This window comes from Mesorhizobium silamurunense (assembly GCF_014843905.1).
Taxonomy (GTDB): Bacteria; Pseudomonadota; Alphaproteobacteria; order Rhizobiales; family Rhizobiaceae; genus Mesorhizobium; species Mesorhizobium silamurunense.
The window spans coordinates 62,941-76,457 of record NZ_LPVS01000043.1 but is presented as its reverse complement, the minus strand read 5'-3'; the positions used below and the strand labels follow the sequence as shown (position 1 = coordinate 76,457).

Genomic DNA, 13,517 nt, shown 5'->3' with positions numbered 1-13,517 from the left:
ATGGCTTTCCGGCAGCGTTCGCGCCTGCAACATAGAACGTGAATGTGACGAAAGCTAAGGGAGAATGGCGGCAGCCGCCCTCCTCGAGACGGGATGATCGCAATGAGCGGGAAAACCATGCGTCTGGAAAACAAGGTGGCCATCATCACCGGCGCGGCGTCGGGATTCGGCGAGGGCATGGCGAAGCGCTTCGCTGAAGAGGGCGCGCGTGTCGTGGTCGCCGACCTCAACGCCAAAGGCGCCGAGCGGGTGGCGGAGGAAATCGGCGACAGCGCGATCTGGACCCAAACCGACGTGTCGCAGCGCTCCGAATTCGACGAGATGGTCTATGCCGCCAAGAGCGCCTTCGGCCGCGTCGACATCATGGTCAACAACGCCGGTTATACCCATCGCAACGGCGACATGCTGGGTGTCGACGAGGAAACCTTCGACCTGATCACCGCCGTCAACATGAAGGCGATCTATCATGCCGCCCTTGCCGTTGTGCCGATCATGGACCGGCAGGGCGGCGGCGTCATCCTCACCACGGCCTCGACGGCCGGCATCAGGCCGCGGCCGGGCCTCACCTGGTATAACGCCTCCAAGGGATGGGCGATCACCGCCACCAAGTCGATGGCGGTCGAGCTCGCGCCGAAGAACATCCGCGTCAATTGCCTCTGCCCGGTCGCGGGCGAGACCGGCATGCTGGAGAAGTTCATGGGCGCCGACACGCCGGAGATCCGCGAGAAGTTCCGCGCCTCGATCCCGCTCGGCCGGCTCTCGACGCCGCTCGACATCGCCAATGCGGCGCTCTGGCTGGCTTCGGACGAGGCGGCCTTCATCACCGGCGTGGCGCTGGAGGTCGACGGCGGGCGCTGCATCTGAATTGACGTTGCGGCGGCAGGCCGCCAACGATGTCTGGATCAGGCGCCAGTCTTGACGTAGCTTTTGTAGATCCAGCCGCGCTTGCCGTTATAGACGATCTCGCACCATTTCTTGCAGCTTAGCACTTGCACGGAAGTTTTAGCGGGCACGGTGAGCATGGCGGCCGCCTTCTGTTTTGGACCTGCTCGCATTGTCACTGCCCGCAGGATACGTCCGTTGGCGACCGCGCTTACCTTTTCAGGGTCAGGCTTGGCCTGGTCCTCGGTTGCTGCCGTCTGATCGTCGAGAGCCTGCGGTTTTGTTGCCGATATGGCGGCGGTCTGGGAGCCGTCCATCTTGTCGTCCGCCTTTTTCTCCGTGGTCGGCGGATCATTTGTCGCAGCGGGAGCGGCCACCTTGGACAAGGCGCTCGAAGCATCATTCGCCGGCGCGGATTCGGCGAAGGCCGCAACGGCCGGCTTGTCGCTCTGCGTCGCCGGCTTATCCGCGGCCTGAGCGGACGAGGCCGGCGGAGCATCTGCCGCAGCAGGCGCAGGCTCACCACCCGTGCCGTTCCAGCGGGGGTTGTTGGATGCCAGCGCCGGAATGGTGGCTTCTCGGGCTGCAGTCACGGGCGAAACCGCATCGGCCTTGCGCGCGGCTTGCGGCGCGGCGACACTGATGGCGCTCGCCGCGGCCGGGGCGATTTTCTTCGTCTTGACTGGCATCGCGGGCACGGTCTGCTCCGCGCTTGCGATCGCCTGCCGTTCATTGGCCGGCAGGGCCAGCCAAAGCGCCACCGCCGCCACGCCAAGCAGCGCCGCGGTGCCGACGGCCGCTATCACCAGATGCGCGTTCGACTGCAGACCCTGCCAGAACGAGGGCCGCATGTCATAGCCAAACTGCACCGCGAAGCGCCGTCGTTCCGGCGCACCGAAACTGAAGGGCTCGTACACTAAACCACCTCCAACTAACGGGCCGACGTTCTTTCGATCTTGCCGCAATATTTCGCGGTTGATCGGCATCGGTCCCGAAATTCCAGCGGGCAGGCCCGCGCAAATCCCCGTGCTATCGCCCAGAACCGGCATCTTTTGCCGCCGATTATGGCATCAGTGCGCCTTTTTTCGAAATTCTGCGCGTTCATTAAGGATTCTGCAACGTGCCGCTAGGGAAGCGGCCCTGTCGAATCAACGGCTTTTGCCGATGTCCGGCCTCAAATCCTGTCGCGCAGCGCGAACCAGTTGAGCGCCAGAAACAGCAGCGGCGCGCGAAAACGACGGCCACCCGGGAAAGCGGGAATCTTCAGGTCCTCGATAAGCTTCAGCCGGTCGCGGTTGCCGGCGATCGTTTCGGCATAGAGCTTGCCGAAGAAGTTCGCGAGCATGACCCCGTGTCCGGAATAGCCGCCCATCGAGATCACGTTCGGCATCACCTCGCGCACGAACGGTTTCCTCGGCACGGTGATGCCGACATAGCCGCCCCAGCCATGGGTGATCTCGACATCCTTTAGCGCCGGAAAGAGCTCGGCGATCTGCCGGCGGATGTGGATATGGATGTCCTTCGGATCGTTGACGGCATAGACCTCGCGACCGCCGAACAAAAGCCGGCCGTCCTTCGACTTGCGGAAATAGCGCACGACGAAACGGGAATCGTCCACCGACTCGCCACCCGGCAGCACCTTGGACTGAGCGTCGAGCGGCACGGTCGCGCCGATGAAGGAGCCGATCGGCATGATATGCGCGGCGCTGACGGGCTCCAGATTGCCGCCATAGGCGTTGACCGCGACCAGGCATTTCTCGGCTGTGATGGTGCCCTTGGGCGTCGTGACCCTCACCCTGCCGCCAGCGGAAACAATGCCGGTCGAGGGCGTCCGCTCGAACAGATGCGCGCCGGCCGCGGCGGCCACTTTTGCCGTGCCGATCACCAGCTTCAGCGGGTGGATATGCCCGGTGCCGGTGTCGCGCGTGCCGCCGAAATAGCGCGTCGAGCCCAGACGCTCGGCGGTCTCGCCGGCATCCGTGAAGGAGATGTGCGGATAACCGAAGCGGCTCCCCATGATCTCGGCATGGGCCTTGTAGTCGTCGACATAGCGCCTCTTATGCGCTACCGACAATTGGCCGGGCATGTAGTCGATCTCGATCCGGTTGGCCGTCGCGAAATCGAGAAGATGCGTCTTGGCCTCTTCCGCGAGATCGAACAGCGCCTTGGCTCGTGAAAACCCGTATTCGGTCTCGAGTTCCTCAGCCCAGGCGCGCTGGCCGGTGCCGAGCTGGCCGCCATTGCGCCCCGATGCGCCGTCGCCAAAGCGGTAGGCATCGATGAGCACGACATCTGTGCCGGCCTTGGCAAGATGCGCCGCTGCCGAAAGGCCGGTGAAGCCTCCACCGACGATGACAACGTCGCACGTCCGATCGCCATCGAGCGAGGGATACTCGGGGCGGGGCCCGGCCGTATCCTCATACCAGGAACGGCCGGGGGAAATGGGGGATTGGTAGGGCATGAGAACGCCAGTGAATGGTGAATGGCTTTGCGAAGGCGCACTGGCCGCGTTCACCCGTCCAATATGAAACTACTCACCATTCACTATTCACCATTCACGCGACGAAGTCGCCGCTCACACATTCAACAACAGATACTCCCGCTCCCACGGGCTGATCACTTCCATAAAGGTCTCGAACTCGGCCCGTTTGATCGCGGCATAGGTGGCGGCGAAGGACTTGCCGAGGATCGCGCCCAGTTCCTTGTCCGCCTCGAACAGGTCGACGGCTTCAAGCAGGCTGCGCGGCAAGTCGATCTCGTCTTCGTTGGCGGTGGTCAGCACCGGTGCGGAAGCCTTGGCCTTGCTGACCATGCCGATCAGCCCGCAGGCAAGCGAAGCGGCCAGCGCCAGATAGGGATTGGCGTCCGACGACGGGATGCGGTTTTCGACGCGCCGCGCCGCCGGATCGGAGCGCGGCACGCGGAAGGCCGTGGTGCGGTTGTCGTAGCCCCATTTGTTGTTGACCGGCGCCGAGGCCGCCTGGGTCAGCCGGCGGTAGGAATTGACATAGGGTGCCAGCATCACCAGCGCGTTCGGCACATGTTTCTGCATGCCGCCGATGAAATGGAAGAACGCGTCGGTCTCGGAGCCGTCCTCGGCCGAGAAGATGTTCCTGCCGGTCTTCTTGTTGATGACCGACTGGTGGATATGCATGGCCGAGCCGGGCTGGCCCTGGATGGGCTTGGCCATGAAGGTGGCATAAATCTCGTGCTTCAGCGCCGCTTCGCGGATGGTCCGCTTGAACATGAAGACCTGGTCGGCGAGCTCGATCGGATCGCCGTGGCGCAGATTGATCTCGAGCTGGCCGGCACCCTCCTCGTGGATCAGCGTGTCGATCTCCAGGCCCTGCCGCTCGGAGAAATGGTAGATGTCGTCGATCAGTTCGTCGAACTCGTTGACGCCGGCGATCGAATAGCCGGCGCCGCCGCCGATCGGCCGCCCCGAGCGTCCGACGGGCGGCGTCAGCGGATAGTCCGGGTCGGGGTTCTTGCGCACCAGATAGAATTCGATCTCGGGTGCCACCACGGGCCTGAGGCCGCGCTCGTCATAGGCGGCCAGCACGCGCTTCAGCACATTGCGCGGCGTGAATTCCACCGAGCGGCCGTCCTGGTGGACGAGGTCGCAGATCACGGCGGCCGTCGGGTCTTCTTCCCAGGGCACGACGGTCAGCGTCGAAAGGTCGGGCAAAAGCTTCAGGTCGCCGTCGTCCTCCGGATAGTGGAAGCCGTTGCCGTCTTCGGGATAGCCGCCGGAGATCGTCGTCATGAACACCGCCGAAGGCAGCGCCAGCGATGTGTTGGAGGTGAATTTCTTCGACGGCATCATCTTGCCGCGGGCAACGCCGGCCTGGTCCGGCGTGATGCATTCGATGTCCTCGATGCCGCGCCACTCCAGCCAGGCGCTGGCTTCCTTCCAGTTCTTCACACCGCGTTCGTTTTTCAGGAAGGCAGGCATGCGGGCGCGTCCCCCCCGGCTCGACGGACGGACTCCCTTTTTTTCAGGCGGCATCATTCACCAGATTGTGTTGCGGATTTCGAAGTATAGCCGGGCGCTATAGGGGAAGGGAAGGGGAGGCCCAGGGGTTCGTCGCACCGAAGCGCCGTCCGTCTTGTCGCTGGCGGCACGGCGCAACAAAGTCTAGATGAGCCTATCCACAAAGGGTCTGCACATGTCCGCTCCACGTTTGACCACGATCGGCTTCGACGCCGACGACACGCTGTGGCAGAACGAGCAGTTCTTCCGCATGACCGAGAAGCGCTTCGCTGCCTTGCTGGCCGAACACGGCGATCATGAGCATATCGCTGCAAGGCTGCTCGAGGCGGAAAGGCGCAACCTCGCCCTCTACGGCTTCGGCATCAAAGGCTTTACCCTGTCGATGATCGAGACGGCCGTTGCGATTACCAACGGTGAAGTCCCAGGTTCGGTCATCGGCGAAATTCTGGCTGCCGGCCGCGAGATGCTCAGCCACCCGATCGAGCCGCTGCCGCATGCGCGCGAGACGGTCGAAAAGCTTGCGGGTTCCTACCATCTGGTGCTGATCACCAAGGGCGACCTCTTCGATCAGGAACGCAAGCTCGCGCAGTCGGGAATGGGCGATCTCTTCGATGCCGTCGAGATCGTCAGCGACAAGAGCGCCGCCACCTATGCCCGCATCTTCAGCCGCCATGGCGACGGTCCGCAAAACAGCATGATGGTCGGTAACTCGCTCAAGTCGGACGTGGTGCCGGCCATCGAGGCCGGCGGCTGGGGCATCCATGTGCCGCACGAATTTACCTGGGCTGTGGAGCATGCCGAGGCGCCCGTCGCGGCGCCGCGTTTTCGCGAGATATCAGATCTCGGCGATTTGCCGGCGCTGGTCGAGGCCATCGCCAAAGCAGGGTGAATCCGTTCGGTCTAGCCGCGGCCGACCAGGCGATCGATCACCGGTTGCAGTCTCTCGGGCGTGATCGGCTTGGCAACCACGGTGTCCACGAGGCTCGACAGGCCGAGGCTGTCTGGCGTGCCATTCCTGGTTGAGAGCAGGATCACGGCGGGCAGCGCCTTGCCGGAAGCGCGCCGCAGCGCATCGATGCCGGACAACAGCCTGTCGCAGTCCTTGTCGTCCGGCCCGCCGTCCAGGATCACTACGCCGGGCACCAGGCCGGCCAGGGCTTTCTCGGCCGTATCGGGCGACTCCGAAATCGGCTTCAGCCCGGATTTCTCCACGATCTTCGACACCACGACCCGGTTGATCGACGATTTGCCGACCACAAGCACCTTGGAGAAGTCCGCCGGCAGCCGCGCTGCCGCGCCACGCTCCGCCGGTTTTATTGGTTTTCGAGGATCGTCACGATTGGTGGGGCACATGGCGGGCGGGCGCTCTGGTTCAATGCAGGGTTGAAACCTGAGCGCAATTGGCGCGAGATCGCCAGCGGTGTCAAGCAGAAATAGTCGAAGACGACAATATAACAAGAAAGGCTAATATTCGTCGTAAGTCCTACGCCTTATCACGGATTGAAATTCGAAAAAAAGCGATAGTCTCCCGAACGTATAGCGCACGGGAGACACTCGCGGAGATTGTTTGACGTAACGTCAACTGTGGCTCTGGTGGGTGACGATCACTGGGATCAAAAGATCACCCCAGTTGCCGTCCCCGCCATGGTGCCTGGCGGAGCGCACCAGTTCCACGGACACGCCTGCCTCGACCGCCTTCATCACAGACTGGTTGAGCCTGTGCAGGTCGTTGGCCAGCATGCGGATCGTCGCCTGCTGATCGACGCTCATTGCGCTCGACTGTTCTTCTGCCCGTTCCTTGACGCGGCTTATCGATGCCATTGCTGTTCTCCTCGACGTAAGTGCCCTTCGGGCGTTTCCTCTGGTGTTGTCGTCACTCGGCCGCCGGCCTGAATTGGGCGTGCTCGGTCGATTCATGCATGGCGGTGGTCGAAGACTGACCGCCGGTGATCGCCATCGATACGGCGTCGAAATAGCCAGTGCCGACTTCGCGCTGATGCTTGGTCGCGGTATAGCCATGGGCCTCCGCCGCGAACTCGGCCTCCTGCAGTTCCGAATAGGCCGCCATCTGGCGATCCTTGTAGCCGCGCGCCAGTTCGAACATGCCGAAGTTCAACTGGTGGAAGCCGGCCAGCGTGATGAACTGGAACTTGTAGCCCATGGCGCCGAGTTCCTTCTGGAACTTCGCGATGGTCGCGTCGTCCAGGTTCTTTTTCCAGTTGAACGATGGCGAGCAATTGTATGCGAGCAGCTTGCCGGGATGATGCTTGCGCACGCCTTCGGCGAACTTCTTTGCCTGCTCAAGATCGGGTTTCGAGGTCTCGCACCAGATCAAATCCGCATGCGGCGCGTAGGCGACAGCGCGCGCGATGCATGGCTCGATGCCGTTCCTGACATGGTAGAAGCCCTCGACCGTGCGGCCGGCGTCATAGTCGACGAAAGGCCGGTCGCGCTCGTCGATATCCGAGGTGAGCAGCTTTGCCGCCTCCGCGTCGGTGCGCGCCACCACCAGTGTCGGCGTGCCCATCACGTCCGCCGCAAGCCGGGCCGCGTTGAGGTTGCGGATATGGGCCGCGGTCGGGATCAGCACCTTGCCCCCGAGATGGCCGCACTTCTTCTCCGACGCCAGCTGGTCCTCGTAATGGACGCCTGCCGCGCCGGCCTCGATGAAGGCCTTCATGATCTCGAACGCGTTGAGCGGCCCACCGAAGCCGGCTTCGGCGTCGGCGACGATCGGCGCGAACCAGGTGTCGACCGAAAGCCCCTTGCCTTCGGACGTCTCGATCTGGTCGGCGCGCTGCAGCGTGCGGTTGATGCGCTTGACCAGCTCCGGCGCTGCATTGGCCGGATAGAGCGACTGGTCCGGATACATGGCGGACGCGGTGTTGGCGTCGGCCGCGACCTGCCAGCCCGATAGATAGATCGCCTTCAAGCCCGCTCTGACCTGCTGCATGGCCTGGTTGCCCGACATGGCACCGAGCGCGTTGACGAAGTCTTCTTCATGGATGAGCTTCCACAGCCGATTCGCACCATTTTCGGCAAGCGTCTGGCGAATCTGGACCGAGCCGCGCAGCCGCTTCACGTCCTCCGGCGAGTAGGGCCGCTCAATGCCGTCGAAACGGCCTTCCGGCGCGGACGGGACGAGGTTGTAAAAATCGGTCATCGGTTGCTCCAGATCGGTTCTGCTTGTTCGGATGGCGCGTTCTGGGAAGGTATCCGGCGCCGTAGACGTGTGACATCATTTACATTGCGACGCAAAATGGGCCAGAAAAACCGGAGATTTTCGGGTAAAATAAGGGAAAACCTGTATTGCGTTTGACAGGTTGGTGCTGTAAATTTGTCACGATTGTAAAGGAGTGGCTCCCGCAGATCGCACCATTTCGTGTAAAATCTTGTCAAGGATAGCTGATTGGCCGACCAGAAAATCTTCGCCGGGCCGCGCATCCGCCGGCTTCGCAACGCCAAGGGCCTGACCCAGACGGCGATGGCCGAAGGGCTGGGCATCTCGCCGTCCTACCTCAACCTCATCGAGCGCAACCAGCGGCCGCTGACGGTGCAGCTGATCCTCAAGCTGGCGTCCGTCTACAAGATCGACCCGCACGAATTGCAAGGCGAGACCAAAGGGTCGATCGCCGCGCTTAAGGAAGTGTTCGGCGATCCGTTGCTGGCCGGCGAGCTGCCGGGCGACCAGGAGCTGATCGATCTCGCCGAGATTGCTCCGAACGCTTCCGCCGCGATGGTGAAATTGTTTCGCGCTTATCGTGAGCAGGCCGAGCGGCTGTCGGATCTCAATGAGCTTCTGGCGCGGGAGGGCAGGGCAACCTCATTGTCCAGCACGCGCCTGCCTGTCGATGAAGTCCACGAGACCTTCGAGCGTCGGCCGAACCATTTCACCGCGCTGGAGGAGGAAGCCGAAGCCTTCATTTCGCTGCTCGATCCCGGCGACGACCTGTTCGGCGCGCTGAAGGCGTGGCTGAGGCGAGAGCACGGCATCGTGGTCAAGGTGCTGCCGGTCGCCACCATGCCGAACTGGCGCAGGCGCTACGATCGCCATTCGCAACGCCTGTTCCTGTCCGAGCGGCTGTCTCCCTTCGATCAGTTGCGCGAGGTCGCCATGGAGGCGAGCCTGATGCGCATGACGGTGGCCGTGGCGAGCGAGATCCAGGCGCTGAAGCTCGGCACCGACGAGGCGCGCCGGCTCGCCCGCTTCGAGCTCGGCCGCTATGCCGCACATGCGTTGATGATGCCCTATCCGGCCTTTCATGCGGCAGCGATGCGCGCCCGCTACGATATCGACGTTCTGCGTTCCCGTTTCGGCGTGTCCTTCGAACAGGCAGCGAACCGCCTGACCATGCTGCAGCGGCCTGGCGCGGCGGGCGTGCCGTTCTTCATGCTGGAGGTCGACAATGCCGGCAACCGCTTCCGCAAGGCGGGCAGCCAGGGCTATCCGCAAAGCCGTTTCGGCGGCGCCTGCCCGAAGCTTCCTGTCCATGCGGCCTTTTCGCAGCCCGGGCGGATTCTGGTCGAGGCGGTGGAAATGCCGGACGGCGCCGAGTTCCTTTGCATCGCCCGCACGCTCGAAGGGCCGCAAGGCGCATTCTCCGAGCGGCCGCGGCGCACGGCACTTCTGCTTGGCTGCGATATCGCCTTTCGCGACGAGATCGTCTACGGCGCGGCGCTGCCGGGACCGTCGGCCGGCAAGGCCGCGCAAGGCACGGCATTCGCGACGCCGGTCGGGCCGGCCTGCAGGCTCTGCGAGCGCGTCGGCTGCCTGGCGCGCGCCGAGCCGCCGGTGACGCGACCGCTCGGTCTCGACGAGATGGTGACGGGCCTCAGCGCCTTCGATTTCCAGGGATAGTGCTTGCCGCCAAAGCTTGCGGCGGTCCCGAGGGAGCGGAGGTCGGCTTTGTCCTACAGGTCAGCGGATGCTGGATCACGCCTGGCTCCGGCATTTGCGCTACGCGAATGGGATATAGTCTGGTCGTCCATAGTGGATCGTGCCGCTCGCAAATCGCTGACAGTCCCGTCCATGACCGATACCGCGTCGCGTCGCGTTGCCTTGCCTGCCGTCTCGCCGCGCGAGGAGCGGATCGGCATGCTGCTGGTCTTCCTGTCGGCGCTGATGTGGAGTTTTGGCGGCACCATCGCCCGCTTCATCCATGTCGGCGACAGCTGGACCGTGGTGTTCTGGCGCTCGCTCTGGGCGGTGGCCTTCCTCATCGCCTTCATGCTCTGGCGCGACGGCTGGCGGGGCACCTGGAAACTGTTCCGCGACATGGGCCTGCCGGGGCTCGGCGTCGCCCTATGCTTCGCCACCGCCTCGACGAGCTTCATCGTCGCGCTCGCCTACACAACGGTCGCGAACATCTTGTTGATGCAGGCCGGCGTGCCGCTTCTGGCGGCCCTGCTTGCCTGGGTGTTGTTTCGCGAACGTGTGAGCCCGAGGACCTGGGTCGCCATTGCCGCCGTCATCACCGGCGTCGCCATCATGGTCTCCGAATCCTTGGGCGGCGCCGTCTCGCCGATCGGTGACGGGCTGGCGCTGTTGATCGCGGTGATGTTTTCGTTCGCGACCGTGATCACCCGGCGCTTCGCCCATGTGCGCATGGTGCCGGCCACGTGCCTCGGCGCGCTGCTGGCCGGTGCTTTTGCCGCCTCCCAGGCCACGGAATTCGCCGTCTCCGGGCGCGACATGGGTTTCCTCTTTGCCTTCGGCGTGATCAATCTCGGCGTCGGCCTTGCCTTCTTCGCCATGGGCGCCCGGCTGGTACCGGCGGCCGTCGCGGCGCTGCTCGGCACTTTCGAGCCGATCCTCGGTCCGATCTGGGTGTGGCTCGTCCATTCCGAAGTGCCGTCGGTGCGCACCATCATCGGCGGCGCGGTCGTGGTCACGGCGCTGCTTGTGCATATCGCATTTGAATTCAAGCGGCAGACCCGGCCCGAGCGGCCCGGCATCACCGGGCTGCCGTCTCCCAATTGACGCTCGGGAGTCTTCCCCATTGACAACTCCGCTGCCGGGCGGGCAGGCTGCAATTACGGCAACAACAAGACAGGCGTATCTTGCCAAGTGTCTCCGCCGGCCTCATCGGGGCCGGACCGCATCATTATATCTCTGCTTACGCCGCGGCGAATGCCGCTGACGCCGCCCGGGCACCTTCCTGGAAGGGATGCAAGGGCCGCAACCGCTACTCAACGATCCGAAGCACCGCCGGGCGCGCTCGCTTCTCGCTCCCCGGAAAGCTCAATAGTCTGAACCAAACGCCGTCCCGCGCCCATGTCGCGACGAGCCGGCACGGGAACACTCACCAAAGGAGAACAGTATGATCCGCAAAGCGCTCTGGCTTTCGGCGACGTCGGCATTTTTGACGCTTTTCACCATGGGCGGTCACGCCGAGGACCGCGTCGTCAACGTCTTCAACTGGTCGGACTACATCGACAGCTCCGTCATCGAGGACTTCACCAAGCAGACTGGCATCAAGGTCGTCTACGACACCTTCGATTCCAACGAGATCCTCGAAACCAAGTTGCTGGCTGGCGGCAGCGGCTACGACGTCGTGGTGCCCAGCGGCAATTTCCTTGCCCGCCAGATCCAGGCCGGGGTGTTCCAGAAGCTCGACAAGTCGAAGCTGCCGAATATCTCCAACATGTGGGACGTCATTTCCCAGCGCACCGCCAAATACGATCCGGGCAATGAATATTCGGTCAACTACATGTGGGGCACCGTCGGCATCGGCTATAACGTCAAGAAAGTGCAGGCCGCGCTCGGCACCGACAAGATCGACAGCTGGGACGTATTCTTCAATCCGGACACGCTGGCCAAGCTGAAAGACTGCGGCGTCTATGTCCTGGATTCGCCCGCCGACATGATACCGGCGGCGTTGAAATATCTTAACCTTGACCCGAACAGCACGTCTGCCGACGACATTGCCAAGGCCGAGGAGGCGCTGCTCAAGGTCCGGCCTTATATCCGCAAGTTCCATTCGTCCGAATACATCAACGCGCTTGCCAACGGCGACATCTGCCTGGCCATCGGCTTCTCCGGGGACGTCTTCCAGGCGCGCAACCGCGCCGAGGAGGCCAAGCAGGGTGTCGAGATCGGCTACTCGGTGCCGAAGGAAGGCGCCCAGATATGGTTCGACCAGATGGCGATCCCGGCCGATGCGCCGCATGTCGCCGAGGCGCATGAGCTCATCAACTACATGATGAAGCCGGAAGTGATTGCCAAGTCCTCGAACTTCGTGCTCTACGCCAACGGCAACAAGGCCTCGCAGCAATTCGTCGACAAAGCGATCCTGGACGATCCTGCAATCTATCCGGACGATGCGACGGTGCAGAAGCTCTATACCGTTCAGCCCTACGATCCCAAGACACAGCGCATCATCACGCGCACCTGGACCAAGATCGTCACCGGCCAATAAGGACTGAGACGCGACCCCGGCAGCCAACTGCCGGGGTCGCTTTCTTTTGATTATCAAGCAGAACCGGAGTGGGGACTATGAAATCGCTTGGCAGCATCCGCAGGGATTTCGCGCCATGGAATGATCCGAACGCCAAGCCGTATATCCAGTTCGACAAGGTGATCAAGAAGTTCGGCGACTTCACCGCCGTCAACAATCTGTCGCTGACCATCTTCGAACGCGAGTTCTTCGCGCTGCTTGGCGCCTCAGGCTGCGGCAAGTCGACCTTGCTCAGGATGCTCGCCGGCTTCGAGGAGCCGACGGCCGGCCGCATTTTGCTCGACGGCCAGGACCTGCGCGGCATCCCGCCCTACAAGCGGCCGGTGAACATGATGTTCCAGTCCTACGCGCTGTTCCCGCATATGACGGTGGAGAAGAACATCGCCTTCGGCCTCAAGCAGGAAGGCATGCCTGCCCCCGATATCGAAAAACGCGTCGCCGAGATGCTCAGGCTGGTCAAGCTCGAGCAGTTCGCCAAGCGCAAGCCGCATCAGCTTTCCGGCGGCCAGCGCCAGCGCGTGGCGCTGGCCCGCTCGGTCGCCAAGCGGCCGAAGGTCCTTCTTCTGGACGAACCGCTCGGCGCGCTCGACAAGAAGCTGCGCGAGGAGACGCAGTTCGAGCTGATGGACCTGCAGCAGGAACTCGGCCTGACCTTCGTCGTCGTCACCCACGATCAGGAGGAGGCCATGACCATGGCCGACCGAATCGCCATCATGGACAAGGGCGAGGTGATGCAGGTGGCGACGCCGGCGGAAATCTACGAGGCCCCGACCTCGCGCTTCGTGGCGCATTTCGTCGGCAATGTGAACATGTTCGAGGGCAAGGTCGCCGAGCGGGCGGCGAACACGACGCGCATCACCGGCGCGACCGGTGCGCAGATCGTCGTCGAGAACGCCGCCGAAACCGCCAATGGCGCCGACATCGTCTTCGCGATCCGGCCGGAAAAGATCAAGGTCTCGTCGAAAAAGCCGGCCGACGCCGTCAACGCGCTGGAGGGCGAGGTCTACGATGTCGCCTATCTCGGCGACATGACCGTCTACCACATCAAGCTCGATGACGGTCAGATGGTGCGGGCAAGCGCATTGAACGCCTCGCGCGTCACCGAGGACCCGCTGACCTGGAACGACCGCGCCTGGGTTTCCTTCCGGCCGGACGCCGGCGTCGTGCTGACCAGGTAGGAGCGA

At 63.3% G+C, this 13,517-nt stretch carries 12 protein-coding genes; 6 read left to right on the top strand and 6 right to left on the bottom strand.

The features are described from left to right. The first annotated feature begins 117 nt into the window (after nucleotides 1-117). Nucleotides 118-864 (top strand): SDR family oxidoreductase, encoded by a 747-nt coding sequence (locus AU465_RS12290; RefSeq protein WP_192247321.1) that lies wholly within the window; start codon nucleotides 118-120, stop codon nucleotides 862-864. 38 nt (nucleotides 865-902) lie between these two features. Here AU465_RS12290 and AU465_RS12285 read toward each other — a convergent pair whose 3' ends face one another. The 3 genes from AU465_RS12285 to AU465_RS12275 form a co-directional block, all read right to left on the bottom strand. Then, nucleotides 903-1,868 carry an SH3 domain-containing protein gene (locus AU465_RS12285; RefSeq protein WP_210325077.1) on the bottom strand — a complete coding sequence of 322 codons (966 nt, stop codon included), beginning with the start codon at nucleotides 1,866-1,868 and terminating at the stop codon, nucleotides 903-905. A gap of 188 nt (nucleotides 1,869-2,056) precedes the next feature. Then, nucleotides 2,057-3,343, bottom strand: coding sequence for an NAD(P)/FAD-dependent oxidoreductase (locus tag AU465_RS12280; RefSeq protein ID WP_192247272.1), 1,287 nt, complete (start codon nucleotides 3,341-3,343; stop codon nucleotides 2,057-2,059). A gap of 114 nt (nucleotides 3,344-3,457) precedes the next feature. Next, nucleotides 3,458-4,894 carry a glutamine synthetase family protein gene (locus tag AU465_RS12275; RefSeq protein WP_192247270.1) on the bottom strand — a complete coding sequence of 479 codons (1,437 nt, stop codon included), beginning with the start codon at nucleotides 4,892-4,894 and terminating at the stop codon, nucleotides 3,458-3,460. A 157-nt stretch (nucleotides 4,895-5,051) separates the two neighbouring features. Here AU465_RS12275 and AU465_RS12270 point away from each other — a divergent pair, with 157 nt between their 5' ends. After that, nucleotides 5,052-5,765, top strand: coding sequence for an HAD family hydrolase (locus AU465_RS12270; RefSeq protein WP_192247268.1), 714 nt, complete (start codon nucleotides 5,052-5,054; stop codon nucleotides 5,763-5,765). An 11-nt stretch (nucleotides 5,766-5,776) separates the two neighbouring features. Here the strand turns inward: AU465_RS12270 and AU465_RS12265 are convergent, their stop codons facing one another. The 3 genes from AU465_RS12265 to aceA form a co-directional block, all read right to left on the bottom strand. After that, nucleotides 5,777-6,229 carry a DNA-binding transcriptional response regulator gene (locus tag AU465_RS12265; RefSeq protein ID WP_246506045.1) on the bottom strand — a complete coding sequence of 151 codons (453 nt, stop codon included), beginning with the start codon at nucleotides 6,227-6,229 and terminating at the stop codon, nucleotides 5,777-5,779. Nucleotides 6,230-6,454: 225 nt separating this feature from the next. After that, a complete protein-coding gene (locus AU465_RS12260; protein ID WP_127858903.1) occupies nucleotides 6,455-6,697 on the bottom strand; it encodes an SMc00767 family acetate metabolism repressor in 243 nt (80 codons plus the stop codon). Between the two features lie 52 nt (nucleotides 6,698-6,749). Then, on the bottom strand, nucleotides 6,750-8,039 hold the full coding sequence (gene aceA, locus AU465_RS12255) for an isocitrate lyase (protein WP_192247266.1): 1,290 nt from the start codon (nucleotides 8,037-8,039) through the stop codon (nucleotides 6,750-6,752). A gap of 246 nt (nucleotides 8,040-8,285) precedes the next feature. Here aceA and AU465_RS12250 point away from each other — a divergent pair, with 246 nt between their 5' ends. From AU465_RS12250 to AU465_RS12235, 4 genes are all read left to right on the top strand, one after another. Next, entirely contained in the window at nucleotides 8,286-9,734 is a 1,449-nt protein-coding gene (locus tag AU465_RS12250; RefSeq protein ID WP_192247264.1) for a helix-turn-helix domain-containing protein, read from the top strand. Nucleotides 9,735-9,905: 171 nt separating this feature from the next. Next, nucleotides 9,906-10,856, top strand: a complete 951-nt coding sequence (locus tag AU465_RS12245; RefSeq protein ID WP_192247262.1) for a DMT family transporter — start codon at nucleotides 9,906-9,908, stop codon at nucleotides 10,854-10,856. Nucleotides 10,857-11,196: 340 nt separating this feature from the next. Further along, complete coding sequence (locus tag AU465_RS12240; protein WP_192247260.1) at nucleotides 11,197-12,294, top strand: polyamine ABC transporter substrate-binding protein; 1,098 nt, start codon at nucleotides 11,197-11,199, stop codon at nucleotides 12,292-12,294. 77 nt (nucleotides 12,295-12,371) lie between these two features. After that, nucleotides 12,372-13,511, top strand: a complete 1,140-nt coding sequence (locus tag AU465_RS12235; protein ID WP_192247258.1) for an ABC transporter ATP-binding protein — start codon at nucleotides 12,372-12,374, stop codon at nucleotides 13,509-13,511. Nucleotides 13,512-13,517 lie beyond the last annotated feature (6 nt).

What these genes read in the sequence shown, in the direction of transcription:
- AU465_RS12290 (WP_192247321.1), top strand. Translation starts at nt 118, where the DNA reads ATGCGTCTGGAAAACAAGGTGGCCATCATCACCGGCGCGGCGTCGGGA.
- AU465_RS12285 (WP_210325077.1), bottom strand. Translation starts at nt 1,868, where the DNA reads ATGCCGATCAACCGCGAAATATTGCGGCAAGATCGAAAGAACGTCGGC.
- AU465_RS12280 (WP_192247272.1), bottom strand. Translation starts at nt 3,343, where the DNA reads ATGCCCTACCAATCCCCCATTTCCCCCGGCCGTTCCTGGTATGAGGAT.
- AU465_RS12275 (WP_192247270.1), bottom strand. Translation starts at nt 4,894, where the DNA reads ATGATGCCGCCTGAAAAAAAGGGAGTCCGTCCGTCGAGCCGGGGGGGA.
- AU465_RS12270 (WP_192247268.1), top strand. Translation starts at nt 5,052, where the DNA reads ATGTCCGCTCCACGTTTGACCACGATCGGCTTCGACGCCGACGACACG.
- AU465_RS12265 (WP_246506045.1), bottom strand. Translation starts at nt 6,229, where the DNA reads ATGTGCCCCACCAATCGTGACGATCCTCGAAAACCAATAAAACCGGCG.
- AU465_RS12260 (WP_127858903.1), bottom strand. Translation starts at nt 6,697, where the DNA reads ATGGCATCGATAAGCCGCGTCAAGGAACGGGCAGAAGAACAGTCGAGC.
- aceA (WP_192247266.1), bottom strand. Translation starts at nt 8,039, where the DNA reads ATGACCGATTTTTACAACCTCGTCCCGTCCGCGCCGGAAGGCCGTTTC.
- AU465_RS12245 (WP_192247262.1), top strand. Translation starts at nt 9,906, where the DNA reads ATGACCGATACCGCGTCGCGTCGCGTTGCCTTGCCTGCCGTCTCGCCG.
- AU465_RS12240 (WP_192247260.1), top strand. Translation starts at nt 11,197, where the DNA reads ATGATCCGCAAAGCGCTCTGGCTTTCGGCGACGTCGGCATTTTTGACG.
- AU465_RS12235 (WP_192247258.1), top strand. Translation starts at nt 12,372, where the DNA reads ATGAAATCGCTTGGCAGCATCCGCAGGGATTTCGCGCCATGGAATGAT.